This is a genomic window from Pseudomonas hamedanensis (assembly GCF_014268595.2).
In the GTDB taxonomy this organism is placed as follows: Bacteria; Pseudomonadota; Gammaproteobacteria; order Pseudomonadales; family Pseudomonadaceae; genus Aquipseudomonas; species Aquipseudomonas hamedanensis.
This window is the reverse complement of the sequence record NZ_CP077091.1, coordinates 2,770,336-2,795,026: the sequence shown is the minus strand read 5'-3', so window position 1 is coordinate 2,795,026 and position 24,691 is coordinate 2,770,336. Positions and strand designations below refer to the sequence as shown.

General features: G+C 60.7%; 21 protein-coding genes and 1 pseudogene. 10 read left to right on the top strand and 12 right to left on the bottom strand.

Annotation, left to right across the window (positions count from 1 at the left end; genetic code table 11):
• Positions 1 to 9 precede the first annotated feature (9 nt).
• Genes HU739_RS12150 through HU739_RS12135 form a run of 4 tightly spaced genes read left to right on the top strand, consistent with a single transcriptional unit; the run spans position 10 to position 2,739 of the window.
• Positions 10 to 318, top strand: a complete 309-nt coding sequence (locus HU739_RS12150) for a hypothetical protein (RefSeq protein WP_186551079.1) — start codon at positions 10 to 12, stop codon at positions 316 to 318.
• Positions 318 to 1,178: a DUF72 domain-containing protein gene (locus HU739_RS12145; protein ID WP_186551078.1), complete on the top strand. Its 861-nt coding sequence runs from the start codon at positions 318 to 320 to the stop codon at positions 1,176 to 1,178. Before HU739_RS12150 ends, HU739_RS12145 begins: the two co-directional genes overlap by 1 nt.
• Before the next feature lie 29 nt (positions 1,179 to 1,207).
• Positions 1,208 to 2,044: an isocitrate lyase/PEP mutase family protein gene (locus HU739_RS12140; RefSeq protein ID WP_186551077.1), complete on the top strand. Its 837-nt coding sequence runs from the start codon at positions 1,208 to 1,210 to the stop codon at positions 2,042 to 2,044.
• 2 nt (positions 2,045 to 2,046) lie between these two features.
• Positions 2,047 to 2,739 (top strand): extensin-like domain-containing protein, encoded by a 693-nt coding sequence (locus HU739_RS12135; RefSeq protein WP_186551076.1) that lies wholly within the window; start codon positions 2,047 to 2,049, stop codon positions 2,737 to 2,739.
• A 3-nt stretch (positions 2,740 to 2,742) separates the two neighbouring features.
• Here the strand turns inward: HU739_RS12135 and HU739_RS12130 are convergent, their stop codons facing one another.
• Complete coding sequence (locus HU739_RS12130; RefSeq protein ID WP_186551075.1) at positions 2,743 to 3,363, bottom strand: energy transducer TonB; 621 nt, start codon at positions 3,361 to 3,363, stop codon at positions 2,743 to 2,745.
• A 92-nt stretch (positions 3,364 to 3,455) separates the two neighbouring features.
• Here HU739_RS12130 and HU739_RS12125 point away from each other — a divergent pair, with 92 nt between their 5' ends.
• Positions 3,456 to 4,238, top strand: a complete 783-nt coding sequence (locus HU739_RS12125; RefSeq protein WP_189684525.1) for a class I SAM-dependent methyltransferase — start codon at positions 3,456 to 3,458, stop codon at positions 4,236 to 4,238.
• Positions 4,239 to 4,352: 114 nt separating this feature from the next.
• Here HU739_RS12125 and HU739_RS12120 read toward each other — a convergent pair whose 3' ends face one another.
• Positions 4,353 to 4,988, bottom strand: a complete 636-nt coding sequence (locus HU739_RS12120) for a TetR/AcrR family transcriptional regulator (protein WP_186551074.1) — start codon at positions 4,986 to 4,988, stop codon at positions 4,353 to 4,355.
• Positions 4,989 to 5,082: 94 nt separating this feature from the next.
• Between HU739_RS12120 and HU739_RS12115 the strand changes: the two genes are divergently transcribed.
• The 3 genes and pseudogenes from HU739_RS12115 to HU739_RS12105 form a co-directional block, all read left to right on the top strand.
• A complete protein-coding gene (locus HU739_RS12115; protein ID WP_186551073.1) occupies positions 5,083 to 6,183 on the top strand; it encodes an efflux RND transporter periplasmic adaptor subunit in 1,101 nt (366 codons plus the stop codon).
• A gap of 6 nt (positions 6,184 to 6,189) precedes the next feature.
• On the top strand, positions 6,190 to 9,258 hold the full coding sequence (locus tag HU739_RS12110) for an efflux RND transporter permease subunit (RefSeq protein WP_186551072.1): 3,069 nt from the start codon (positions 6,190 to 6,192) through the stop codon (positions 9,256 to 9,258).
• A 712-nt stretch (positions 9,259 to 9,970) separates the two neighbouring features.
• Positions 9,971 to 11,056, top strand: a pseudogene (locus HU739_RS12105) (Fic family protein); the annotation flags it as partial.
• A 43-nt stretch (positions 11,057 to 11,099) separates the two neighbouring features.
• Here HU739_RS12105 and HU739_RS12100 read toward each other — a convergent pair.
• From HU739_RS12100 to plsB, 3 genes are all read right to left on the bottom strand, one after another.
• Positions 11,100 to 11,789, bottom strand: coding sequence for a DUF4197 domain-containing protein (locus tag HU739_RS12100; RefSeq protein ID WP_110645885.1), 690 nt, complete (start codon positions 11,787 to 11,789; stop codon positions 11,100 to 11,102).
• 25 nt (positions 11,790 to 11,814) lie between these two features.
• Complete coding sequence (locus HU739_RS12095) at positions 11,815 to 12,213, bottom strand: YbaY family lipoprotein (RefSeq protein ID WP_186551070.1); 399 nt, start codon at positions 12,211 to 12,213, stop codon at positions 11,815 to 11,817.
• 119 nt (positions 12,214 to 12,332) lie between these two features.
• On the bottom strand, positions 12,333 to 14,834 hold the full coding sequence (gene plsB / locus HU739_RS12090) for a glycerol-3-phosphate 1-O-acyltransferase PlsB (RefSeq protein ID WP_186551069.1): 2,502 nt from the start codon (positions 14,832 to 14,834) through the stop codon (positions 12,333 to 12,335).
• A gap of 238 nt (positions 14,835 to 15,072) precedes the next feature.
• Here plsB and HU739_RS12085 point away from each other — a divergent pair, with 238 nt between their 5' ends.
• Positions 15,073 to 15,282 (top strand): cold-shock protein, encoded by a 210-nt coding sequence (locus tag HU739_RS12085; RefSeq protein ID WP_186551068.1) that lies wholly within the window; start codon positions 15,073 to 15,075, stop codon positions 15,280 to 15,282.
• A gap of 227 nt (positions 15,283 to 15,509) precedes the next feature.
• Here HU739_RS12085 and HU739_RS12080 read toward each other — a convergent pair whose 3' ends face one another.
• The 4 genes from HU739_RS12080 to HU739_RS12065 form a co-directional block, all read right to left on the bottom strand.
• Positions 15,510 to 15,887 (bottom strand): hypothetical protein, encoded by a 378-nt coding sequence (locus tag HU739_RS12080; protein WP_186550146.1) that lies wholly within the window; start codon positions 15,885 to 15,887, stop codon positions 15,510 to 15,512.
• 75 nt (positions 15,888 to 15,962) lie between these two features.
• Entirely contained in the window at positions 15,963 to 16,772 is an 810-nt protein-coding gene (locus tag HU739_RS12075; protein WP_186550148.1) for a putative RNA methyltransferase, read from the bottom strand.
• Positions 16,772 to 17,923, bottom strand: coding sequence for a succinyl-diaminopimelate desuccinylase (dapE, locus tag HU739_RS12070; RefSeq protein ID WP_186550150.1), 1,152 nt, complete (start codon positions 17,921 to 17,923; stop codon positions 16,772 to 16,774). Before dapE ends, HU739_RS12075 begins: the two co-directional genes overlap by 1 nt.
• 238 nt (positions 17,924 to 18,161) lie before the next feature.
• Positions 18,162 to 20,753, bottom strand: a complete 2,592-nt coding sequence (locus HU739_RS12065; protein ID WP_186550153.1) for a glycosyltransferase — start codon at positions 20,751 to 20,753, stop codon at positions 18,162 to 18,164.
• A gap of 213 nt (positions 20,754 to 20,966) precedes the next feature.
• Here HU739_RS12065 and tcdA point away from each other — a divergent pair, with 213 nt between their 5' ends.
• The gene (gene tcdA, locus HU739_RS12060) at positions 20,967 to 21,785 is read left to right on the top strand and encodes a tRNA cyclic N6-threonylcarbamoyladenosine(37) synthase TcdA (RefSeq protein WP_186550155.1); all 819 of its coding nucleotides are present in this window, start codon (positions 20,967 to 20,969) and stop codon (positions 21,783 to 21,785) included.
• A gap of 104 nt (positions 21,786 to 21,889) precedes the next feature.
• On the opposite strand, the gene HU739_RS12055 is transcribed toward tcdA, so the two are convergent.
• From HU739_RS12055 to dapD, 3 genes are all read right to left on the bottom strand, one after another.
• Positions 21,890 to 22,294, bottom strand: a complete 405-nt coding sequence (locus HU739_RS12055; protein WP_186550157.1) for a SufE family protein — start codon at positions 22,292 to 22,294, stop codon at positions 21,890 to 21,892.
• Positions 22,291 to 23,496 carry an aminotransferase class V-fold PLP-dependent enzyme gene (locus HU739_RS12050; RefSeq protein WP_186550158.1) on the bottom strand — a complete coding sequence of 402 codons (1,206 nt, stop codon included), beginning with the start codon at positions 23,494 to 23,496 and terminating at the stop codon, positions 22,291 to 22,293. Before HU739_RS12050 ends, HU739_RS12055 begins: the two co-directional genes overlap by 4 nt.
• Positions 23,497 to 23,646: 150 nt before the next feature.
• Positions 23,647 to 24,681, bottom strand: a complete 1,035-nt coding sequence (gene dapD / locus HU739_RS12045; protein WP_186550160.1) for a 2,3,4,5-tetrahydropyridine-2,6-dicarboxylate N-succinyltransferase — start codon at positions 24,679 to 24,681, stop codon at positions 23,647 to 23,649.
• Positions 24,682 to 24,691 lie beyond the last annotated feature (10 nt).

The following is a 24,691-nucleotide window of genomic DNA, read 5'->3' as shown; positions in this document are numbered from 1 at the left end:
CATGAAATTATGCGTATAGACGGCGTTTCCTCTCAGTCCTACCCCATCAAGCGCAAGCCTCGCAAAGGCAATGCGGCGCTGGATGAGTCCGTCGAGATTATCGACGGCGAGCTGGAATTACCGACCGAAGAGCAGTTGGCTGCCCGTGCCGCCCAATCTGCTGCGCAACGCCTGAGCAATCTGCCTGCCCGTCAGCAAGACATGATCTACCACCGCGCGATGAAGAAAAGCGTAGCCATGGCCTTGGCCAGCTACCTGAGCACTGCCGGTTTTGTCGATTGGGATGCGGACGTGCTGGGCCTCGATCTGTACATCTGATGGATCTGCCTTACTACCTCGGTTGCCCGTCCTGGAGCGAAAACGCCTGGCGCGAGTATCTGTATCCGGTAGACGCCAAGACCTCCGACTTTCTCGCCCTCTATTGCCAGGTATTCAACGCCGTCGAAGGCAACACGACCTTCTACGCCAGCCCGTCGCCCGCTACCGTGCAGCGTTGGGCCGAGATCATGCCGACGCACTTTCGCTTCACCGCCAAATTCCCCGGCGACATCAGCCACAGCGGCGATTTACGCGAACAATTGACCGCTGCCGAAACCTTCCTGCAATTGCTCAAACCGTTAGGCCAACGTGTATCGCCGTTGTGGCTGCAATTATCCAAGAGTTTTACACCGCAGCGTCTGCCCGAGCTGGCCGCTTTCATCGATGCGCTGGACTGTCCGCTGGCAGTTGAAGTGCGCCACGACCAGTTTTTCGCCAAAGGCGAGAGTGAGCGTCTGCTCAATCGTCTGCTGCTCGATCGCGGCGTGGAGCGCATCTGCCTCGACCCGCGCGCATTGTTCAGTTGCCTGTCGACCGAGTCTTCGGTGATTCACGCACAGTCGAAAAAGCCCCGCGTGCCGACGCGGCCGGCCGCGTTCACTCAATGTCCGCAGGTGCGTTTCATCGGCCATCCACAGCTGGAAGCGAACGACACGTTTCTCGCGCCGTGGGTGGCAAAAATCGCCGAGTGGATCGAAGAAGGCCGCACGCCCTATATCTTTCTGCACACGGCCGACAACCTGCTGGCAGCGAAACTGGCGCAACGTTTTCATGCGCAACTGATGCAACGTTTGCCTGGCTTGCCCGCGCTGCCTGAGCTATACAGAGAACCCGCCGCCGAGCAGCTTGGCCTGCTCTGAGGCGGTTTTTTCTGCCCGGGAGCCCGTCGATGAATGTTCAAGCCAGTCAAGACCAACTTCGCAAAGCCCAGGCCTTCAAGGCTCTGCATGATCGTCCAGAGATCTTCGTCATCCCCAACCCGTGGGATGCCGGCTCGGCGAAAATGCTCGCCAGCCTCGGCTATCCGGCACTGGCAACCACCAGCGCCGGTTATGCGTTTTCCCAAGGCAAGGCCGATGGTGCCTTGAGTCTTGATGAGAGTCTGGCCAACGTCCGTGCCATCGTCGCCGCGACGGATTTGCCGGTGGCGGTGGATCTGGAGAACGGCTTTGCCGACGATCCGGTCGAGTGTGCGCAGAGCTTGTTGCGCGCCGCCGAGGCGGGCGCTGTGGGCGGTTCGATCGAAGATGCCACGGGCCGCCCGGACGCGCCGATCTATTGCTTCGAACACGCTGTGGCGCGGATTGAAGCTGCCGTCGCTGCGGTGCGCACACTAGCGTTTCCCTTCGTGCTCACCGCCCGGGCGGAAAACTACCTGCACGGCAATCCCGACCTCGACGACACCATCCGCCGCTTGCAGGCGTTCGCCGAAGCCGGCGCCGATGTCTTGTACGCGCCGGGTTTGCGCAATGCCGAAGAAGTGCTGGCGGTGGTGCGTGCGGTGGCGCCGAAACCGGTCAACGTGCTCATGTCTGGCGGATTGAAACTGACCGTGCAGCAACTCGCAGATATGGGTGTACGACGGATCAGCACCGGTTCGGCGCTGGCGCTGGCAGCGTTCGGTGAGTTTTTCCGCGCCGCTGAAGAAATCCGCCAGTCCGGCACATTCGGCTTCACCTCGCAATCAATGCCGTACGCCAAGGCCAACCAGTTCTTCAAGGATTGAGCATGGGGCGGTGGTTGTTCTGGCTGGTCGTCTTGGGGTTTGGCGGCACTGCGGTGAGTGTCTGGCGCGGCTGGCTCGATGTGCCGCCCGAATGGAATCCGTGGGCACCACTGGACGTAAAGGCTGCGCCCAACGGGTTGACCGGTTACAAACTCATGCGCTTGCGCGGCGATCCCGCGCTATGCGCGCAGGCATTGAGCAGTTCCGCACTGCGCGTCAGCCGGCAAGCCGACAGCCCTGGCGCCAAGTGCCCGCTGATCGGCGCGTTGCGTGTGCAGGGCGGCGAAGTGGCGCTGAGCAGCAGTTTCATCGCCAGCTGCCCGCTGGCCGTGGCCTACGCGATGTTTGAACAGCACACCTTGCAACCCGCGGCGCAGTCCATTTACGGTCAGAAGGTCACGCGCCTCGATCACCTCGGCAGCTTTGCCTGCCGCAATGTCTACAATCGCGAGAGCGGTGCACTCAGCCGCCATGCCAGCGCCGATGCGCTGGATATCGCCGGTTTTCGCATGGCCGACGGGCGCGCCGTCAGCGTACTCAAGGACTGGCCGAAGCAAAATCAGGATGCACAGTTTTTGCGTCAGGTGCGTGACGGCGCCTGCGAGGCGTTCAGTGTGGTGTTGAGTCCGGATTACAACGCCGCCCATCGCAATCACTTTCATGTCGATGTCGGGCGCTGGAGTGTGTGTCGCTGAGGATCAGGCGGCGAGGCGCAGGTTCTGCAGAACGATCGGGCGCGCCCAGCCGTTATCGAAGTCCAGTGCCTTCTGCTGCTCGACGATTTCTTCCGGCGGGAACGGCGGGTAAGGCTTTTGCAGCAGGTCCAGGTCGAACTCGGCAATCGGCAGGTAGAGCGGACGTTTCTGCGGAGCAGGGCCCGGCTCTGGCAGTGGCTGGCCATTGTTGATGACGATCGGGCGCACCCAGCTGCTGTCGAAATCCTGTTGCTCTTGCTGAGCCTTGAGTTCTTCCGGCGGGAACGGTGGGAACGGCTTGTCCAGCAGTTCCATTTCAAATTCGGCGATCGGCAGGAACAACGGTTCTGGCGGGCGAACCTGGGTTTCGACCACATCGCACTCGCGCTGGCTGATGATGTGCGCGTGCAGCTCGCTGCCGACGGTCGGTTCTTCAGGGCTGTTCAGGTCAACCGGAGGAAACGTGCCGCAGGCGGGCACCACATCACTCGTCTGTTCGGCCAGGGCCTGGGCAAAGAAATCCTGCCACAGGTGACTGACGCCGCTCAGTGCTTGAGTGTTATGACGGCTGAAATCGCCATGGGGCGAAATGTAGCCAATCGATGTGGGAAGAATGCCTGACATTTTTTTCGGTTGACGCTCAGCTCTGGCAAAATGCGCGTTGAATGGTTTATCGGCGGTTTTTGTCGATCCTTAACTTTTTTGAGCGTTTTTTCATGATTGAGTCACCCGCGGCCTGCCGCATCCATGTCCAGGCGCTCGGCCCGGCGTTTCAAGCGCAAGCCGAGCAGTGGGCCGAGCGTCTTGGCCTACCACTCGACGAGGCTGACGGCGAGTTCGCCTTGCAGGTCGGCGAGCAGGGTTTGCAGTTGCAACAGCTCGGCCCGGACGCCCCGGGACCGGTACGGGTCGACTTTGTCGAGGGCGGCGCGGCGCACCGCCGTTTGTATGGCGGCGGCAGCGGGCAGATGATCGCCAAGGCGGTCGGTATCGCCCAAGGCGTGCGCCCGCGGGTGCTGGATGCCACGGCGGGGTTGGGCAAGGATGCGTTTGTGCTGGCCAGTCTGGGCTGCGAAATGAGCCTGATCGAACGCCAGCCGTTAATCGGTGCGTTGCTTGAGGACGGTCTGGCGCGCGCGGCGGAAGATTTCGAGGTGGCGCCGATTGTCGCGCGAATGAAATTGCTCAAGGGCAATTCCATTGAGGTCATGCAGAACTGGGAGGGAGAGCCGCCGCAGGTGATCTACCTCGATCCGATGTTTCCGCATCGCGAGAAAACCGCATTGGTGAAGAAAGAGATGCGCCTGTTCCGGCCGCTGGTCGGCGATGATCCGGACGCGCCTGCGCTGTTGCAGGCGGCGCTGGCATTGGCCACGCACCGGGTGGTGGTCAAGCGTCCGCGCAAGGCACCGTGCATTGACGGGCCGAAACCGAGCCATGCGCTGGATGGCAAGTCGAGCCGGTACGATATCTACCCGAAGAAAGCGCTCAAGCCGTGAGACCGAGTTGCTTTATTCGCGAGCAGGCTCGCTCCCACAACTGATCTGTGGTGAACGCAAATCCACTGTAGGAGTGAGCCTGCTCGCGATAGCGCCAGTTCAGGCAGCGAAGAGTCAGGGTTTGTACGCCCGCATAAACAACCCCACCACCTCGCGCACATGCCGCTCGGCCGCTTCCCCGGTCAGCGGCTCGCCACAGCCATACAACAAGCGAAAATTGCCCGCGCCCTTGATCAGGCAAAAGAAATGCTCGGCGGCATTGCGTGGCTGATCGATGCTCAACGCGCCGCTGGCGTGGATTTTCGTCAGCAACCCTTCCATTCCGCTCACCACCCGCTCGGGGCCTGCTTCGAAGAAGATTTGCGACAGCTTTGGATCCTGGCTGCCAAGGGCCATGATCAGCCGGTGCAGATTCACCGATTCATCGCTGTTGATCAGTTGGTGAAAGCCGCGGGCAATATTCAACAATACGTCTTCAACCGCGATGCCGTCCGGCAATTCGAAGAACAGCGGCGGCAGTTGCTCCTCGCATTTCGCGACCACGGCAGCGGAGAACAGCGTCTCCTTGTCGTTGAAGTGGCTGTAGACCGTCAGTTTCGACACGCCAGCCTCGCTGGCCACGGCGTCCATGCTGGTGTTGGCGTAGCCATGACTCAGAAACAGAGTTTTCGCCGCCTCGAGGATGGCCTGGCGCTTGGCCAGATCCTTGGGACGGCCCGGGCCGTTTGGAGCGGAAAGATTGTTCGACATTTTTCGTTTTTAATACTGGACTGGTGAGTTTGCTATTAATACCATACCCGCCAGTATAAATATTCCAAGCCTCATTCGCGAAAGGTCCGTCACCATGTTCCGCCATGCGTTGTCCTTTGCATTGCCAGCCAGTCTGGCATTCCTGTTATCGGCCTGCGGTCAGGAAGAGGTGACGAAAGTCACCGTGCGACCGGCCATGGTGGTTCAGCCCGAGCCTTCGGCGCAGGCGATGGAAAGTTATCCGGGCGAGGTGCGCGCCCGCTATGAGCCTGATCTGGCGTTCCGCATTGGCGGCAAAGTCAGCCGACGACTGGTCGATGAAGGCCAGCGCGTGAAGGCCGATCAACCGCTGGCCGAACTCGACCCGCAGGACGTGCGCCTGCAACTGGAGGCCACCCGCGCGCAAGTCGCCGCCGCCGAAGCCAATCTGAATCTGGTGCGCGCCGAACGGGATCGCTACAAGACCCTGATGGAACGGCAGATGGTCAGCCGCTCGGCCTACGACAACGCAGAAAATCTATATCGCTCCGGCGAAGCCCGCCTTAAACAAATCAAAGCCGAATTCAACGTTTCGACCAACCAGGCCAGTTACGCAGTACTGCGTGCGCCACAGGATGGCGTAGTGGCCAAGCGTTCGGTGGAAGTTGGACAGGTAGTCGCTGCCGGGCAAACGGTGTTCACCCTCGCCACCGACGGCGAGCGCGAAGTGTTGATCAGCCTGCCGGAGCAGAGTTTCGGCCGTTTCAAGGTCGGTCAGCCGGTGTCCGTGGAGTTGTGGGCGCAGCAGAATCAGCGTTTTGCCGGGCAGATCCGCGAACTGTCGCCATCGGCCGACCCGCGTTCCCGCACCTTCGCCGCGCGAATCTCGTTCACCAGCGGCAAAGTCCCGGCTGAGCTGGGCCAGAGCGCCCGCGTTTTCGTGCAATCGGCCGACAGTGTTTCGCTGTCAGTACCGCTTTCCGCGCTGACCGCTGAAAACGGCGCGACCTATGTCTGGGTGGTCAACGGCAACAACACGTTAAAGAAAGCCCCGGTGCGGGTCGGCCCGTTCGGCGAGAAAAGCGTGGCGGTGCTTGAAGGCCTGAATGCCAGCGACTGGGTGGTGGCCGCTGGCGTTCATGTGTTGCTCGATGGTCAGCAGGTGCGGCCGGTGGATCGCTCCAACCGTGTGGTCAATCTGGCGAACAAGGAGTAAGCCCCGATGCGCTTCAACCTTTCCGAATGGGCGTTGCGTAATCGCCAGATCGTACTGTTCCTGATGCTTTTGCTCGCTGTCGTCGGTGCGTTGTCCTACACCAAACTTGGCCAGAGCGAAGACCCGCCGTTCACCTTCAAGGCCATGGTCATCCAGACCCGCTGGCCCGGCGCGACGGCACAGGAAGTCTCGCGCCAGGTCACCGAACGCATCGAAAAGAAGCTGATGGAAACCGGTGAGTACGAACGCATCATGTCGTTCTCCCGCCCCGGTGAATCCCAGGTGACCTTCATTGCCCGTGATTCGATGCATTCCAAGGACATTCCCGACCTCTGGTACCAGTTGCGCAAAAAGGTCGGCGACATCCGCCAGACCCTGCCGCCGGGGATTCAGGGGCCGTTCTTCAACGATGAATTCGGCACCACCTTCGGCAATATTTACGCGCTGACCGGTGACGGCTTCGATTACGCCGTGCTCAAGGATTACGCCGACCGCATCCAGATCCAGCTGCAACGGGTTAAGGATGTCGGCAAGGTCGAACTGCTCGGACTGCAGGACGAGAAAATCTGGGTCGAGCTGTCCAACGTCAAACTCGCCACCCTCGGTTTGCCGCTGGCCGCGGTGCAGCAGGCCCTCGAGGAACAGAACGCGGTGTCCACGGCGGGATTCTTCGAGACCGGCAGCGAGCGCTTGCAGCTACGCGTCTCGGGGAATTTTCAGACGGTCGATAAGATAAAAAACTTTCCGATCCGCGTCGCCGATCGTACGTTCCGCATCTCCGATATCGCTGACGTGCGTCGCGGTTTCAGCGATCCACCGGCGCCGCGCATGCGTTTCATGGGCGACGATGCGATCGGTCTCGCCGTGGCGATGAAGGATGGCGGCGACATTCTGGTGCTTGGCAAAGCGCTGGAGGGCGAGTTCTCGCGGATCCAGAAAAACCTTCCGGCCGGCATGCAATTGCGCAAGGTTTCCGATCAGCCGGCCGCAGTGAAAACCGGGGTCGGTGAGTTCGTCCAGGTGTTGGTCGAGGCGCTGGCAATCGTATTGCTGGTGAGCTTCTTCTCCCTCGGTGTGCGCACCGGCATGGTCGTCGCGTTGACCATTCCGTTGGTACTGGCGATGACCTTTGCCTGCATGTATTACCTGGGGATCGGCTTGCACAAGATCTCCCTCGGTGCGTTGGTGCTGGCGCTGGGCTTGCTGGTGGATGACGCGATCATTGCTGTGGAAATGATGGCGATCAAAATGGAGCAGGGCTTCGATCGCATTCGCGCGGCGAGTTATGCCTGGACCAGTACCGCGTTTCCGATGCTCACCGGGACGCTGATCACCGCCGCCGGCTTCCTGCCGATTGCCACCGCCCAATCGGGCACCGGCGAATACACCCGTTCGATTTTTCAGGTAGTGACCATTGCCTTGCTGGCCTCATGGGTGGCAGCGGTGATGTTCGTGCCGTATCTGGGGGAAAAGCTCCTGCCGGATCTGGCGAAAATTCACGCGGCGAAACACGGCACTGGCAATGGCCAGCCCGATCCGTATGCCACACCGTTCTATCAACGTGTGCGGCGTCTGGTGGAGTGGTGCGTGGCGCACCGCAAAACGGTGATTGTGCTTACCGTTGGCCTGTTTATCGCTTCGGTGATGTTGTTCCGCTTCGTGCCGCAGCAGTTTTTCCCGGCCTCCAACCGGCTGGAGCTGATGGTCGATTTGAAACTCGCCGAAGGTGTTTCGCTGGCCAACACCACCGCTGAGGTCAAACGCCTCGAAGCGCTGCTCAAGGAACACGCCGGCATCGACAATTACGTGGCTTATGTCGGCACCGGTTCGCCGCGTTTCTATCTGCCGCTGGATCAGCAACTGCCGGCGGCAAGTTTTGCTCAGTTTGTGGTGTTGGCAAAAACCATCGAAGAACGTGAAGCGCTGCGCAGTTGGTTGATCGAAACCCTCAATGAACAATTCCCGGCCCTGCGTTCGCGGGTCACACGTCTTGAGAACGGCCCGCCGGTTGGTTATCCGGTGCAATTCCGCGTCACCGGCGAACACATCGAGGAGGTCCGCGCGCTGGCCCGCAAGGTGGCAGCGAAGGTTCGCGAGAACCCGCATGTGGTCAACGTCCATCTGGACTGGGAAGAGCCGAGCAAGGTTGTCTATCTGAACATCGACCAGGATCGCGCCCGCGCCCTCGGCGTGAGCACGGCCAATCTGGCGAAATTCCTGCAGAGTTCGCTGGTTGGCTCGACGGTCAGCCAGTACCGCGAAGACAACGAATTGATCGAAATTCTGCTGCGCGGCACCGTGCATGAACGCACTGAATTGTCGTTGCTGCCGAGCCTCGCGGTGCCGACCGATAACGGCCGCAGTGTCGCGCTGTCGCAGATTGCCACGCTGGAATACGGTTTCGAGGAGGGCATCATCTGGCACCGCAATCGGCTGCCGAACGTGACGGTGCGAGCGGACATTTATGGCAAGGAACAACCGGCGACTCTGGTGAAGCAGATCATGCCGACGCTGGATTCGATTCGCGCCGAACTGCCCGATGGTTATCTGCTGGACGTCGGCGGCACCGTGGAGGATTCCGAGCGCGGGCAAAAATCGGTGAACGCCGGGGTGCCGATGTTTATTGTGGTGGTGCTGACTTTGCTGATGGTGCAACTGCGCAGTTTCTCGCGCACGGCGATGGTGTTTCTGACGGCGCCGTTGGGGTTGATCGGGGTGACGCTGTTTCTGATGGTGTTCCGTCAGCCGTTCGGGTTTGTGGCGATGCTGGGGACGATTGCGCTGTCGGGGATGATCATGCGTAATTCGGTGATTCTGGTCGATCAGATCGAGCAGGATATTGCGTCCGGGCTTAAGCCCTGGCAGGCGATTATCGAGGCGACCGTGCGGCGGTTCAGGCCGATTGTGTTGACGGCGCTGGCGGCGGTGCTGGCGATGATTCCGTTGTCGCGCAGTGTGTTTTTCGGGCCGATGGCGGTGGCGATCATGGGTGGGTTGATTGTGGCTACGGCGCTGACTTTGTTGTTTTTGCCGGCGTTGTATGCGGCCTGGTTTCGGGTGCGTAAGGAGGCTTGAGTTTCTTTGTCTTGGCGGCCTTCGGGCCGACCATGACTAGGGGGTTTTGGGTGTATATCCGTTGCTGTGGGGGTTGCTGATTACGGTTCCGCCCTTACGGCGGGTCACCTTTTTCAAACGCCAAAAAGGTAACCCAAAACGCTTGCTCCTGCGTTCGGCCCTCGCAGGCTCGGGTTCCTTCGCTGCGGGATCGATCCGGGCGCAGCGGCTCCGGTTTGCTTCGCTGCACCTCCTTCCGCTGTGTCTGGCTGCGCCAGACGGTCGCTGCGCTCCCACGCCCGGATCAATCCCTCCACTCAGCCTTCCGACGTCGCCCGTGGATCAAGATCAAGAGCGGTACTCGAGCTAACGCTCATTGTTGAGTGGGGCGGCTTTGCCGCGGGCAGCTGCGCTGCTTTGTTTTTCTGTGGGAGCGAGCCTGCTCGTGAAGGCGGCCTGACAGCCGACCTGTTTCTTGAGGTTGTACTCGATCCAATTGTAGGAGTGAGCCTGCTCGCGATGACGTCCTCTCGGCCAACCGCTCGCCTTCAGATGCACTCGGTCTCCTGTGGGAGCGAGCCTGCTCGCGAAGGCGGTCTGACAGCCGATTCATTTCAACTCGCCAACTCACGCTGCCTTCCTACAGCTTTTTCAGAATTCTCCGATCTTGAGGCGCTGCCCGTCCAATGCTGTACTCAAGGTTCTGCTTTCCCGAATCTTTGAGCCTGCCCCGATGAAGAAACCACCGGCATCAACCGGCAGAACCGATCCTTTCTTCGACCTGTTGGCCCGCCCGCCACATAAACAGCGTTTGCCCGATTACCTGGCATTGCTGAAGCCGCTCGATGATCAGGGGCGCTATCTGCCCTTCGAGGCGTTGCGCTATCGCTGGGCTGCAGGATTGGATGCCAATCTGTGTTGGGCGTTGGTGAAAAAGGCTCGGGCGGCCCAGTACATCCATTTGTTGCCGTTGGGCGAACCGGTGCAGTGGGGCAAATATGTATCGACACCGTTGGCGCGAAAAACACTGTCTGTAGTGGATCGTCACACCAGTACCGCCGCGCTGGAGTACATGACCAGTCAGATCGGCGAGCGCGCGCATTTCTCTTATCTGCTCAATGACCTGATCGAAGACGAAGCCATCGCCAGTAGCCAACTGGAGGGCGCGGCGACCACGACTCGTGTTGCCAAGGACATGCTCAAGCATCAGCGCCAGCCGCGTACTCCGGATGAGCGCATGGTGATGGGTAATTATCGGATGATGAATTTCGCCTGGGAAAAGCGTTATGAGCCGCTGAGCGTTGAGCTGATTGCAGAGATCCATCGAGTGGGTGTGGAGGGGATCGATGACGAGCAGTATTCACCCGGGATGTTCAGAACCAATGATGAAGTAGTTGTTCAGGATGGCGCGGGCAACACTGTGCACCGACCGCCTCCTGTTACTGGATTGGTTTTGCGGTTGGCGAGGCTGTCCGGCTGGATCAACCAGCCCGATGGCTCGATTCTGGACAACAACTTTCTGCATCCAATGATCAAGGCCATCACGCTGCATTTCGCATTGGGTTTTGAACACCCCTTTCGCGACGGTAACGGTCGGGTCGCCCGGGCGCTTTTCTACTGGTTCATGTTCAAACACGAGTTTGCTGCGTTTCGCTACATTGCGATCAGTCTGTTGCTGCGCAATGCGCCGGTGAAATACGGACGCTCCTATCTGCACACCGAGGCGGATGAACTGGATCCGACTTATTTCATCGAGTTTCAGTGCTCAGTTATTTTGCGAGCCGTGGTCGGATTTACCGAGGTTTACCGAAAAAGGCTGAATGACTTGAGGGCGAATCACTTCGCCCCCGTGTGATGACCGTTTAAAGCGTACCAAACACCTTCTTCGCCAAACTCGTCGCCGCTGCGGCCGGGTTCTGACGAATCGTTTCTTCCTGTTTGCCGATCATCTCGAACAGGCCATTGAGCGCCTGCTCGGTGACGTAGCTTTCCACATTGGCGCTCTTCGCATCGACCACGCCGAAGGCCGCAGCTTGACCTGCAAAGGAGTTGTATTTCTGCGCGACGCCAACCTTGTCGGTAGCTTGTTTGACGATGGGCAGGAATTTGGCGCGGATCTGTTCGCGGCTGGATTTGTTGAGGTATTGGGTCGCCGAGTCGTTGCCGCCGCTGAGGATGCCTTTGGCGTCGGCCACGCTCATTTTCTTCACGGCGTCGACGAGGATCGGTTGCGCCTGGGTCACGGCGGATTCGGCGGCTTTGTTCATCGCTGTTTCCAGCTCTTCGACCTGGGCGCCCATGCCGAAGGCTTTCATCTTGCTTGCGGCTTTGCCGAGTTTGCCCGGCAGTTCGATTTTGACCTCGGGATTGTTGCTGAAGCCGCCCGGGGTGCCGAGTTGTTTGACGGCGATCTGCGCGCCTTGGGTCAGGGCGTCTTTGAGGCCGCCGGTGGCGTCTTGTTGCGACAGGTCGTTGAGCGACAGGGCCAGGGCGTTGGCGGAGATCAGCAGGCCGGCGCAGGCGGCGGCGAAGCGAAGGGTAGGGCGGCGCATGGCGGCTTCCTTGTGGCGAGGTGGATTAACGAACGGCGTCGACTCGGACTTTCAGCGGCTGCGGGTCGTTGCCGTCGAGTTGCACGGCGTGGTTTTCGGTGGTGATGAACATCAGCTCGCCGTTGACTTCAATGCGCGCGCTGACCGAGTAACGGTGGCCGGGTTGGACCTGCGCCGGATCGTAGCTCAAATGGAATGGCAGCGGCACCTGGCCTTTGATCGGGCCTTTCTGTTCGGCGAGAACGACGGCTGGCGCATCGGCCAGTGACACGTCTTGCAGGCTGACGCTCAGGGTGGCGCTCGGCGGCAGGGCAATGCGTTGCAGGTAAAAGACCTCGCCGTCGAGGCTCGCCTTGCCGGCGGGGGCGGTTGATTGGCAGGCGCTGAGCAGCGTGGCGGCGGCGAGGGTCAGTAGTTTTTTCATGGATGAATCTCCTTTCAATTGTAGGAGTGAGCCTGCTCGCGACAGCGGTGTGTCAGTCACCATTGCTGTCATCTGACACACCGCTATCGCGAGCAGGCGAAGGCCTACAGGTATTTGCGTCAGGCTTCCGGCAGAGCGGTGACCTGGTCAGCGGCATCTTCACTGCGGTGCAGCGCGACCTGGCGGATCGACAGGCGAATTTCTGCCGGCAATACGCGCTTGGCTGCGCCTTCGGCCAGTTCGCCGAGCAGTTCGTGGTAGCTGAGTTTGCCGGCTTCGTCGCGGCGCAGCACGTCGAGGTCCAGCAGGGTCTGGATGAAGTGGCGGAACAGACTCTTGTCGAAGAACTCCGGCGCATTCAGGCCATGCAGGATCGACAGACGCTGGGCCATGACTGTGCAGAGGTCTTCCAGCTCTTCGGCGCTGATGCTGTTCTGTCCGCTGTTGAGCAGCAACGACACAGTCATGTAGAAGCGCTGCAAGGTCTGCGCAATGCTTTTGGACAGCAGCGTCAGCAGGACGAAATGTCGCGAACTCGGTGCCGGACGCAGGTACAGGTCCTTCTCGAACCGCAGCAGACCCTGCTCGACGAACGCTTCCAGCCACTGATCGATCACCGCATCGAGTTCCTCCAGACTCCAGCGGATGAACAGCTCCGATTGCAGGTACGGATACAGCGCGCGGGTGTAGCGCAGGATCTGCTCGCGGCTCATGCGCGAGGTGCTCTGGAAGAAACTCGCCAGCAGCGACGGCAGCGCAAAAATGTGCAGCACGTTGTTGCGGTAGTAGGTCATCAGGACGGCGTTCTGTTCGTCCAGATACAGAATCTTGCCCAGCGCGTCGTTCTGCTCGGCGAGCAGGTCCATGTCCTTCACGTGCTCGATCAGCGCGCGACCATCGCCCTCGGGCAATGTCGTGTGCGGCGAATACGGTACCTTGCGCAGCAGCGCCAGATACAGATCCAGCACCCGTGCCATGGCGCGGTCATCCAGCGCCAGACGCGTGGTCGACAGCAGGGCCAGTGCCACCAGGTTCACCGGGTTGATCGCCGCCGCTTCGTTGAGGTGCCGGGCGACTTTTTCGCCGAGGCGGTTGGTGGTTTCGTTGAGCCACGCCGGTTTGAACTGCGGGCCGAGTTCCTGCTGGCGCCAGTCCGGTTGTTCAGCGTCGAGGAACTCCGCCAGTTTGATCGGCTCGCCGAAGTTCACCGCGACCTGGCCGAAGCGCTGCTTGAGCGCGCCGATCACTTTGAAAATATCGAAGATCGATTCTTTCTTCTTGCTTGCCCCGCGCAACTCGCCCAGGTAAGTGCGGCCTTCGAGCACGCGCTCGTAACCGATGTACACCGGCACAAACACGATGGGCATGCGCGACGAGCGCAGGAAGCTGCGCAACGTGATGGCAAGCATCCCGGTTTTTGGTTGCAGCATGCGCCCGGTGCGCGAGCGGCCGCCTTCGACGAAATACTCGACCGGGAAGCCTTTGGTAAACAGCGTGTGCAGGTATTCGTTGAACACCGAGGTGTACAGCGGATTGCCCTTGAAGGTGCGGCGCATGAAAAACGCGCCGCCACGGCGCAGCAGGCTGCCGATCACCGGCATATTGAGGTTGATCCCGGCGGCGATGTGCGGCGGGGTCAGGCCGTTGCGAAACAGCAGGTACGAAAGCAACAGATAGTCGATGTGGCTGCGGTGGCACGGCACGTAGATCACTTCGTGACCCTGAGCAACGTTCTGCACGCCTTCGATGTGGTTGACCTTGATGCCGTCGTAGATTTTGTTCCAGAACCAGCTCAGCACCACTTCGAGGAAGCGGATCGCCGTGTAGGTGTAGTCCGAAGCGATCTCGTTGCCGTAGCGCAGGGCCTGGGCCTTGGCTTTTTCCGGGGAGATATTTTCACGCTCGGCTTCGTCGAGAATCGCCTGCTTGACCAACGGCTGATTGAGCAAACCCTTCACCAGGTTACGACGGTGGGAAATGTCCGGGCCGATGACTGCTGCTTTCAGGTTGCGAAAGTGCACGCGCAGGATGCGCTGGGCCATGCGCACGGTGCGCTCGTGGCCCTTGTTGTGATCGATCAGTTCGCGCAGGTGGATCGGCGCGGAAAACTGCACGCGGGTCTTGCGGCCGAGGACGATGATGCTCAGCAACCGACGCAGGCGACCGGTGACTGCCCAGCTATCGGCAAACAACAGTTTCCACGGGCTGTTTTCGCTGTCCGGCGACTGGCCCCAGAACACGCTCACCGGAATGATCTGCGCGTCTTCGGCAGCATTCTGGGTCAATGCGCTGACCAGTCGGGTCAAGGTTGGCGGTGCACCGCGCTTGTCCTGGCGGCCGAGCCAGTCCGGGTCCGGCGTCAGATAGAAAAACGCTGCCGGCTCGATCAGCGAACCCACCGATACCGCCAGCACCGGACGCGGCAGTCCGGCCTTGGTGCACTCGGTGTCGAGCACGGCCAGATCGGTCAGCGAAGGGTTTTGCAGGACGTAGAACACCGGACGACTGCGGTCGAGGTTGAGGGTGAACGACGACTGGTTGATGGTCTCGGAGCGAACCCAGAGATACAACAAGCGGCGCAGGGTGCCAAACACAAGACGGCGGAACGGGGAACGGGTCATACGGCTTCTGCGTGAGTGAATAAAACCGAGCAGGCGCTCGGGCGGTCGATAGTGTGCCGGATTCACGGAAAATCGGCAAAAAAGCGCCGAAGTAATCTCCTGTTGAGAGTTTCCGCACCTGTCATATACTCGGCGGTCTGTTGCCGGTGCCCTCTTGTGGACTTCGGACGCAGGCTGACGTTCCTCGAAGGCTTTCCTGCGAAAAGCCCGTTCAATAATAAAAAAGGAGTATGAACAGATGGCAACACGCGAAACCGGCAACGTGAAGTGGTTCAACGACGCCAAGGGCTACGGCTTTATCCAGCGCGAAGACGGAGCGGACGTGTTCGTGCACTACCGCGCGATTCGCGGCGAAGGGCACCGCTCGCTGACCGAAGGTCAACAGGTCGAGTACGCCGTGATTACTGGCGAGAAGGGGTTGCAGGCAGAAGACGTAGTTGGCCTGTAATTGATCGTTCCCACGCTCTGCGTGGGAATGCAGCCCGGGACGCTCCGCGTCCCAAATCGGACGCAGAGCGTCCATTGAGGCATTCCCACGCGGAGCGTAGGAACGATCAAACCACTGTGGGAGCGGGCTTGCTCGCGAATGCGGTGTATCAGTCGCCATTTGAATTGGCTGATACACCGCATTCGCGAGCAAGCCCGCTCCCACATTTGGATCTGAGTTGCCTGTTGTTAAGCGGTTTTCCAGGTGATCTCTTCTTCTCCATCGGCGCTGATGCGAATCCAGCGATCGGCGGTTTCTTCACCTTCTTCCTCAACCCACGTACCCGGTGCGCAACGCACTTCGACGTTCAGCGCGGCAAAGGCTGCGCGGGCACAGGCGATGTCGTCGTGCCATGGGGTCTGGTCGCTTTCCAGGTACAGGCTGTTCCACTTGCCCACCGCTTTCGGCAGCCAGGTCACCGGCACGTTGCCGGCCTTGCATTTATACGTCTGGCCTTTCTGCACCCAGTCGCTGCACGGGCCGAGTGCTTTGCCGAGCCAGGCGGCGATGGCCTTGTGGTCGACGTCGGCGTCTTTCAGGTAAATCTCGATGTCCGGTTGGCGCATGGATGTCCTCACTGCGGGTCTGAAAAATCCATTCGCGGATTTAGCCGGCCCCGGGCCTGTGCCCGAGACCAAAAGTTATTGAAGAACGAAATAATCGTAGCGCATCGACACGGTGGTCACGAACGGCTCGGCCTGTTCGATCACCGCTGCGCGGCGTTCGGCACTGGCGCGCCAGCCGTGGGGCGTCATCGCCAACAGGTTGGCGCGATCCTCAGGCTTGTCCAGCGTCAGCTTGAACTCCAGGGTTTCACTGTGCGCCAACGCCATGCCCTCAGGCACCAGGGCCAGGTGCTTGTCATCGGTGTATTCGCGCACTTCGTCGTACAGGCGTTCGCGCAGTTCCATCAGATGGCCGCGGGTCGGGCCGACTTTCATCAGGCCGCCGCCGACGCTGAGCAAGCGCTTGGCCTCTTCCCAGTCCAGCGGACTGAAAACACTCGCCAGAAACTGGCAACTGCCCGAGGCCAACGGCACACGTGCCATGCTGGCAATCAACCAGGTGATCGCCGGATTGCGCTTGCAGGCGCGTTTGACGGCTTCGCGCGAGATATCCAGCGCGTAGCCATCGGCGTTGGGCAGAGCCTCGGCGATTTGCGCGGTGTAGTAACCCTCGCCACAACCGATGTCGACCCAGCGCTGCGGCGCATAACCGGCCGCCAGTTCCGCCAGACGCCTGGCGACCGGCGCGTAATGCCCGGCGTTGAGGAAATCACGCCGCGCCTCGACCATTGCCTGATTGTCGCCGGGGTCGCGGCTGTTCTTGTGCTGCACCGGCAGCAGGTTCAGATAACCCTGGCGCGCGCGGTCGAAACGATGCCCGGCGGGGCAGACTACGCCGTTGTCTACCGCGTTGAGCGGTTCACTACAGATCGGGCACGCAAGCATCAGGCAAGCAACTTGATCAGGGTCTGGTAGTAGATCTCGGTCAGCACGTCGAGATCCGCCGCCAGTACGCGTTCGTTGACCTGGTGAATGGTCGCGTTGACCGGCCCCAGCTCAACCACTTGCGTGCCCATGGTCGCGATGAAGCGGCCATCGGATGTACCGCCGCTGGTCGACGCCTTGGTTTCGCGACCGGTGATGTCCTTGATGCTCGATGACACGGCATCGAGCAACGCGCCCGGCTCGGTGAGGAACGGCAGACCAGACAGCGCCCAGTCGATGTGCCAGTCCAGACCGTGTTTGTCGAGAATGTCGGCAACGCGTTTCTGCAGGCCTTCGACAGTGGATTTTGTGGAAAAACGGAAGTTGAACACCGCCACCAGATCGCCCGGAATCACGTTGGTCGCGCCGGTGCCGGAATTGAGGTTGGAAATCTGGAAACTGGTCGGCGGGAAGAAATCGTTGCCGTGGTCCCAATGCTCGGCGGCCAGTTCTGCCAGTGCCGGAGCGGCGAGGTGGATCGGGTTCTTCGCCAGATGCGGGTAGGCCACGTGACCTTGCACGCCTTTGACCGTGAGCTTGGCGCCGAGGGAGCCGCGACGGCCGTTTTTCACCACATCGCCGACCAGCGTGGTGCTCGATGGCTCGCCAACGATGCACCAGTCCAGACGCTCGTTGCGCGCAACGAGGCGCTCGACCACGGCTTTGGTGCCGTGATGCGCCGGGCCTTCTTCGTCGCTGGTGATCAGGAAGGCGACCCTGCCCTTGTGGTTCGGGTAATCCGCAACGAAGCGTTCGGCGGCGACGGTCATCGATGCCAGGCTGCCTTTCATGTCCGCTGCGCCACGACCGCAGAGCATGCCGTGCTCGTCGATCACGGCGTTGAATGGATCGATCTGCCACGCGGTGACCGGACCCGTCGGCACTACATCGGTGTGGCCGGCGAAGCAAAGCACCGGGCCCTCGTTGCTGCCGTGAGTGGCCCAAAAGTTATCCACATCTTCGATGCGCATCGGCTCCAGGGTGAAGCCGGCATCGCCCAGGCGCTGCATCATCTGCTTCTGGCAGTCAGCATCGACCGGGGTCACGGAAGGACGGCGGATCAGGTCGATGGCCAGTTGAAGGGTCGGCGATAGGTCGGCGTGGGCCGTCATGGAAAACTCCGGATCATGGGGTATGGGCTTGGCTTCTAGTGTGGGAGCGAGCCTGCTCGCGAAAGCGGTGTATCAGACAACTTAAAGGTTGAATGTTACCAAGCCTTCGCGAGCAGGCTCGCTCCCACAGGGGCAGTTCCGTCAGTCAGACCGGATGCCGCGCCAAGCCCCGCAAAATGGCGGTTATCTTAAAGCAAAACGGCGACCATTGGCCGCCGTTTAGTGCATCGGTACGGATTTAGACGACCGGCGCCGGTTCCGCCACCGCTGCAGGTTTTGGCAGCGACGACAGAAACGCCATGATCAGCGCCGCCACGTACGGCAGCGACTGCACCAGCAACATGGCGACCCAGAAGCGCATGTCGTTGCTCGGCATGCCGTTGACCAGATAGATCCCCAGCGCCGCGCCCCACAACAGCAGCATGATGAACAGCTCTTCCCGCGCTTCGGAAATCGCCACCCAGAAGCCATGGTTGTCGGCGTTTTTCGGCGTGCGGAAGAACGGAATGCTGCTGGTGAAGAAACCGTACAGCACCGCTTTGGCGATGGTGTGCGACAACGCCAGCCCGGCCAGTGCCGCGCAGAACGCATCCTTCAGATTCACACCGACGGCGCGGCGATAAAGAAAGATGATCTTGCCGACCTTGAACACGAACAGCGCCAGCGGCGGGATCGCGAAAATCAGCAACGGCGGATCGACCCGTTGCGGCACGATGATCATCGCCGCCGACCACAGCAACGCGCCGACGGTGAAGAAGATGTTCATGCCATCGGCGACCCACGGCAGCCAGCCGGCGAGGAAGTGATAGCGCTGGCCGCGCGTCAGTTCGGTGTCCTTGCCGCGCAGCAGGCTGCGGGTGTGGCGCTTGATGATCTGGATCGCGCCGTACGCCCAGCGGAAGCGCTGTTTCTTGAAGTCGATGAAGGTGTCGGGCATCAGGCCCTTGCCGTAGCTGTCATGGTAATACGCCGCCGACAGGCCTTTTTCGAACACACGCAGACCCAGTTCGGCGTCTTCACAAATGCACCAGTCGGCCCAGCCCAGTTCTTCCAGTACCGAGCGCCGGGTCATGGTCATGGTGCCGTGCTGGATGATCGCGTCCCGGTCGTTGCGGGTGACCATGCCAATGTGGAAGAAGCCTTTGTACTCGGCGTAGCAGAGCTTCTTGAAGGTGCTTTCGTTTTGGTCGCGATAATCCTGCGGCGACTGCACCACGGCGATTTTCGGATCGGCGAAGTGCGGCACCATGTGCTTGAGCCAGTTCGGGTGCACGCAATAATCGGAGTCGATCACCGCAATGACTTCGGCATCCTTGGCGGTATGCGGGATCAGGTAATTCAGCGCGCCGCCCTTGAAACCGGCCAGTGGCGATACGTGGAAGAACTTGAAGCGCGGGCCGAGGGTGGCGCAGTAATCGCGCACCGGTTCCCAGACGGCCGGGTCCTTGGTGTTGTTGTCGATGATCAGGACTTCGAAGTCCGGGTAATCGAGATTGGCCAAGGCGTCGAGGGTCTGTTTGACCATCTCCGGCGGCTCGTTGTAGCAGGGCACGTGGATCGAGACTTTTGGCCGGTAATCGGAATCACCCAGCACTGGCAGAAATTCGCGCCGGCGTTTATGAATCCACACCGCTTCGGCCAGCTCGTGGGCTTCGGTCAGCAAAACGATGAACACACCCAGCGCGCCGAGCGCGAGCAGGAAGCCGACCGTCAGGCTGAACCACGTGCTGTATTGCTGGCTGTAGTCGTAGCCGATCCACACCAACACCGAACCACACAGAAACGCGATAAAGGTCAGGAACGTGCGACCACGCTGGCGCAGGGCCGAACCGTCGATCATCAACAGGGTCAGCGACAGCAGCGCGAGCACCACGGAACCGATGGCCAGCACGCGCCATTGCGGAATCGCGACGACCGGGCCTTCGAAATTGAATTTCTGCTGACGCGCGGCGTTGAACACGCCCCAATAAGCGCCAACCGAGCCTTCGTCACTGGCCTTCCACGGCTGGTCGAAGGCTTCGATCACGAAATAGTTGAAGCCCTGGCGGTTGAGCTTGTTGACCAGCGTGCGCAGGTAGATCGCCTGATCGGCTGGCGACGCATCGGCGCCACCGCGCATGCGCCCGTTGCTCGGCCAGCCGACTTCAGACAACAGCAACGGTTTTTTGGGGAAGAGCTTTTTCAGATCGCGAGCGCGATCCAGAACGAACTGGCCGGCCTTGTCCACCGGAATAAATTCCCAGTAGGGCAGAACGTGGGCGGCGATCAGGTCGACGTGTTTGGCCAGTTGCGGGTATTTCTCCCAGATGTGCCACTGCTCGGACGTGGTCACCGGAACCTTGACGGCGGCACGCACGCGATCCAGCAGGACGATCAAGGCTTCAGGGGTAATCTCTTCGCGGAACAACGCCTCGTTACCGACCACCACCCGCACCACGCTGCGCGAGGTGTTGGCCAGTTCGATGGCTTTGCTGATTTCCCGCTCGTTGCGCTCCTGGTCGGGGCTGATCCAGATTCCGAGGGTGACGCGCAGGCCGAACTCTTCAGCCAGTTTCGGGATGTTCTGCAGCGAACCGTCGACCGAATAGATGCGGATGTTGTCGGTCAGCTTGCTCATGATCTCCAGATCACGGCGCATCTCGTCATCAGACGGGTACTGATCCTTTTGCGGGTATTGTCCCTGCTGGAACGGCGAATAGGAGAAGCCGGAGATTTGCTGTGGCCAGTTCGGCGCCGAGACCGGGCGGTTGACCAATGCCCAGAAACCGGTGAACAGGGCAGCGATGGCCAGCACCACTACCAGGTTGAGTCCAAATTTACGCGATGACATAGCTGTTTCGGGTTCCAAAGGCTGTGGAACGGAGGATCGGTCGGCTAGACGCCAGAGGGCGCGCATCCTACACCGGCAATTCACCCGTCGTACATCAGACGGCGAAATACCTGACTTTGGGCAGCCGACTCTGACTTAAGTTCTTACACTTGCAGCTCGACGGTTAAAACTTGTCGCTGTCTGGCCCTATAATGCGCGCCGGTTTTTGGGGTAATGGTCATGAGTACAGAAGATCCGCGGTTTGCAGGCATCGCCCGTTTATATGGCATCGAAGGCATGGAGCGCTTGCGCGCGGCCCATGTGGCGATCGTCGGCGTTGGCGGCGTCGGTTCCTGGGCGGCGGAAGCCATTGCCCGCTGCGGCGTCGGCGAGATTTCGCTGTTTGACCTGGATGACGTTTGCGTCAGCAACGCCAACCGCCAATTGCACGCGCTCGACAGCACCGTCGGCAAGCCCAAGGTCGAGGTGATGGCCGAGCGTTTGCGCGGAATCAACCCCGATTGCACCGTGCACGCCGTCGCCGACTTCGTTACCCGCGAGACCATGGCCGAATACATCACGCCGGACATCGACTGCGTGATCGACTGCATCGACGCGGTCAACGCCAAAGCGGCACTGATTGCCTGGTGCAAACGCCGCAAGATCCAGATCATCACCACTGGCGGTGCAGGCGGACAGATTGATCCGACGCTGATTCAAGTCTGCGATCTCAACCGTACCTTCAACGATCCGCTGGCCTCGAAAGTGCGCTCGACCTTGCGCCGCGATTACGGCTTCTCCCGCACCATGACCCGCCATTACAGCGTGCCGTGTGTGTTCTCCACTGAACAACTGCGCTACCCGAAACCGGATGGCAGCATTTGTTTGCAGAAGAGTTTTGTCGGTGACGGCGTCAAGCTCGACTGCGCCGGCGGTTTTGGTGCGGTGATGATGGTGACGGCGACGTTCGGCATGGTCGCGGCGACCAAGGCGGTGGACAAGATTGTGGCGGGGGTGCGGCGGCCTTCGGACCGGGTTAAACCTCAGGCTTGATGTCCGGGCTGAAGACCCAATCGCGAGCAGGCTCACTCCTACAGGGGAACGCGTTTCAAATTGTAGGAGTGAGCCTGCTCGCGATGGCTGCGAAGCAGCCGCTGTTATTTGGCTAACTCATTCATCCGAGTGAGCACCGCATTCAACCCATTACTGCGCGACGGCGACAACTGCCGCGACAGCCCCAACTGATTAAACCAGTCCGGCAAATCGACCTGCCGTAACGCAGCCGCCGACAGCCCGTTGACCCGCAACAGCAGTAACGCCACCAAGCCACGAATCATCCGCGCATCGCTGCTCGCTGCAAATTGCCAGTGGCCGTCGCGCAACTCGCCGACCAGCCACACCAGGCTTTCACAGCCATGCACGCGATTGGCCTCGCACTTATCCGTCTCGCTCAACGCTGGCAAGTGATCGCCAAACTGCATCAGCAATCGCGCCCGCTGCTCCCAGCCCGCGGCGCTCTGGAAGGTTTGCAGGGCGTCGGCGGCTTCAGCCGGCAACGTCATCGCAGCATCTCCAGCGCCTGGTCGAGGGCTTCAAAGAAGCGCTCCAGGTCCTCGGAATCGTTGTACAGCGCCAGCGACACGCGAATCGCGCCGGCCAGTTCGAAGCTTTTCATCAATGGCATGGCGCAATGGTGCCCGGCGCGCACGGCGATGCCTTGCTCGGTCAACAGGTGCGCCAGATCGGCGTTATGCACGCCTTCGACAACAAAACTGGCCAGCGCCAATTGCGGCTTGCCCAGCAGACGAATGCCGTTGCGTGCGGCGAGGCCGCGCAGCAGATAGTCGTGCAGTGCCGCTTCATGGGCGGACACCGCGTCCTGGTCCAGGCCGGCCAGGTAATCAAGGGTCGCACCGAGGCCGATCACGCTGGCAATCGGCGGTGTGCCGGCCTCGAAACCCAGTGGCGCCGGGCGAAAGCGCGAGTCTTGATAGTTGGCTTCCAGCACCATCTCGCCGCCGAACTGCCATGGCTGTAACTGCTCAAGCGCAGCGTTGCGCCCGAACAGCACGCCGAGGCCATCCGGGCCATACAGCTTGTGGCTGGAAAATACATAGAAGTCGCAACCCAGCGCCTGCACATCATGCCGGCCATGCACCACGCCTTGCGCCCCATCTACCACGGTCAATGCGTTCTGCGCCTTGGCCATGCCCAGCAAAGCGGTCAGTGGCTGCCAGGCACCAAGCACGTTGGACAACTGGCTGACCGCCAGCAAGCGAGTGCGCGGGCCGATCAAGTGCACGGCGGCGGCGAGGTCGATCAGGCCGTCGGCATCCAGTGGCAGGATCACCAGTTTCAGCTGGCGACGCTGTGCCAGTTGCTGCCACGGCAGCAGGTTGGCGTGATGCTCCAGCGCGCTGATGACGATCTCATCGCCCGGCTGGAAAAGATGCTCCAGGCCATAAGCCAAGAGGTTCAGCGCACTGGTGGCGCCATGGGTGAAGATGATCTGGCCGCTATCGCCTGCGTTCAGCCACTGCGCAACCTTCAGCCGACTGTCTTCGAACGCCTGCGTGGCATGGGCGCCGGGCAAGTGTTGCGCACGGTGCACATTGGCCGCGCCATTGGCGTAGTAATGCGTCAGGGCGTCGAGCAAAGCCTGGGGTTTCTGCGTGGTGGCGGCATTGTCCAGATAGGTCTGGTCTTGCCGTTGCAGGGCGGCGATGGCCGGAAAGTCGGCGCGCCACGGGGAGGGAATCATCATCTGTTCAGCCCTGTGAAATTGGGCGGGGTGTACCGGACCTTGTGGGAGCGGGCTTGCTCGCGAAAGCGTAGTGTCATTCTGCACAGTTGTTACTGACAGGACGCCTTCGCGGGCAAGCCCGCTCCCACAGGGGATCGATCGTATGGCTGCTTAGTTGTGAGCGTGCAGCGCTTCGTTCAGTTCGATCGCCGATTTGTGGGTCTTGCACTCCACCGCACCGGTTTGCGAATTGCGACGGAACAGCAGGTCGGTCTGGCCGGCCAGCTCACGCGCTTTAACAACCTGAACCAGATTGTTGTGCTCATCGAGCAGCGCCACCTTGGTGCCGGCCGTCACGTACAGGCCCGACTCGACCGTGGTGCGGTCGCCCAACGGAATACCGATACCGGCGTTGGCGCCGATCAGGCAGCCTTCGCCAACCTTGATCACGATGTTGCCGCCGCCCGACAGGGTGCCCATGGTCGAGCAACCGCCGCCCAGGTCCGAACCCTTGCCGACAAACACGCCAGCGGAGACACGGCCTTCGATCATGCCCGGGCCTTCGGTACCGGCGTTGAAATTGATGAAACCTTCGTGCATGACGGTGGTGCCTTCGCCCACGTAAGCGCCCAGACGCAGGCGCGCGGCGTCAGCGATACGCACACCGGCCGGAACCACGTAATCGGTCATTTTCGGGAACTTGTCCACCGAGAACACTTCCAGCAGCTCACCGCGCAGACGCGCTTCGAGTTGCATTTCGGCCAGTTCGCTCAGGTCGATCGCGCCCTGGCTGGTCCAGGCCACGTTCGGCAGCAGCGGGAAGATGCCGGCCAGGCTGACGCCATGCGGCTTGACCAGGCGATGCGACAACAGATGCAGCTTGAGGTAGGCCTCAGGCGTGGAGGTCAGTTGCGTGTCTTCGGCCAGAAGGGTGGCGACCAGCGGCTTGTGGCTTTCGGCCAGACGGGTCAGCAGCTTGCCTTGCACGGCGTCGATGCCTTTGACCGCTTCAGCCAGTTGCGCAGCCTGCGCAGTGGTGAAGGTGATGGCCTGGTTGCCTTCGGTGTAACCGAGGATCGGCGCAACGGCGGCGGCCAGCTCAGCCGAAGGGTTGAGCAATGGCTGTGCGTAGAACACTTCCAGCCAGGCGCCTTGACGGTTCTGAGTGCCGACACCAAAGGCGATGCTGAACAGGGAATTGGACATGTGAATACCT

Bases quoted from the DNA above. Each gene is read 5' to 3' on its own strand.
- HU739_RS12150 (WP_186551079.1), top strand. From the start codon at position 10: ATGCGTATAGACGGCGTTTCCTCTCAGTCCTACCCCATCAAGCGCAAG.
- HU739_RS12145 (WP_186551078.1), top strand. From the start codon at position 318: ATGGATCTGCCTTACTACCTCGGTTGCCCGTCCTGGAGCGAAAACGCC.
- HU739_RS12140 (WP_186551077.1), top strand. From the start codon at position 1,208: ATGAATGTTCAAGCCAGTCAAGACCAACTTCGCAAAGCCCAGGCCTTC.
- HU739_RS12135 (WP_186551076.1), top strand. From the start codon at position 2,047: ATGGGGCGGTGGTTGTTCTGGCTGGTCGTCTTGGGGTTTGGCGGCACT.
- HU739_RS12130 (WP_186551075.1), bottom strand. From the start codon at position 3,363: ATGTCAGGCATTCTTCCCACATCGATTGGCTACATTTCGCCCCATGGC.
- HU739_RS12125 (WP_189684525.1), top strand. From the start codon at position 3,456: ATGATTGAGTCACCCGCGGCCTGCCGCATCCATGTCCAGGCGCTCGGC.
- HU739_RS12120 (WP_186551074.1), bottom strand. From the start codon at position 4,988: ATGTCGAACAATCTTTCCGCTCCAAACGGCCCGGGCCGTCCCAAGGAT.
- HU739_RS12115 (WP_186551073.1), top strand. From the start codon at position 5,083: ATGTTCCGCCATGCGTTGTCCTTTGCATTGCCAGCCAGTCTGGCATTC.
- HU739_RS12110 (WP_186551072.1), top strand. From the start codon at position 6,190: ATGCGCTTCAACCTTTCCGAATGGGCGTTGCGTAATCGCCAGATCGTA.
- HU739_RS12100 (WP_110645885.1), bottom strand. From the start codon at position 11,789: ATGCGCCGCCCTACCCTTCGCTTCGCCGCCGCCTGCGCCGGCCTGCTG.
- HU739_RS12095 (WP_186551070.1), bottom strand. From the start codon at position 12,213: ATGAAAAAACTACTGACCCTCGCCGCCGCCACGCTGCTCAGCGCCTGC.
- plsB (WP_186551069.1), bottom strand. From the start codon at position 14,834: ATGACCCGTTCCCCGTTCCGCCGTCTTGTGTTTGGCACCCTGCGCCGC.
- HU739_RS12085 (WP_186551068.1), top strand. From the start codon at position 15,073: ATGGCAACACGCGAAACCGGCAACGTGAAGTGGTTCAACGACGCCAAG.
- HU739_RS12080 (WP_186550146.1), bottom strand. From the start codon at position 15,887: ATGCGCCAACCGGACATCGAGATTTACCTGAAAGACGCCGACGTCGAC.
- HU739_RS12075 (WP_186550148.1), bottom strand. From the start codon at position 16,772: ATGCTTGCGTGCCCGATCTGTAGTGAACCGCTCAACGCGGTAGACAAC.
- dapE (WP_186550150.1), bottom strand. From the start codon at position 17,923: ATGACGGCCCACGCCGACCTATCGCCGACCCTTCAACTGGCCATCGAC.
- HU739_RS12065 (WP_186550153.1), bottom strand. From the start codon at position 20,753: ATGTCATCGCGTAAATTTGGACTCAACCTGGTAGTGGTGCTGGCCATC.
- tcdA (WP_186550155.1), top strand. From the start codon at position 20,967: ATGGTCATGAGTACAGAAGATCCGCGGTTTGCAGGCATCGCCCGTTTA.
- HU739_RS12055 (WP_186550157.1), bottom strand. From the start codon at position 22,294: ATGACGTTGCCGGCTGAAGCCGCCGACGCCCTGCAAACCTTCCAGAGC.
- HU739_RS12050 (WP_186550158.1), bottom strand. From the start codon at position 23,496: ATGATGATTCCCTCCCCGTGGCGCGCCGACTTTCCGGCCATCGCCGCC.
- dapD (WP_186550160.1), bottom strand. From the start codon at position 24,681: ATGTCCAATTCCCTGTTCAGCATCGCCTTTGGTGTCGGCACTCAGAAC.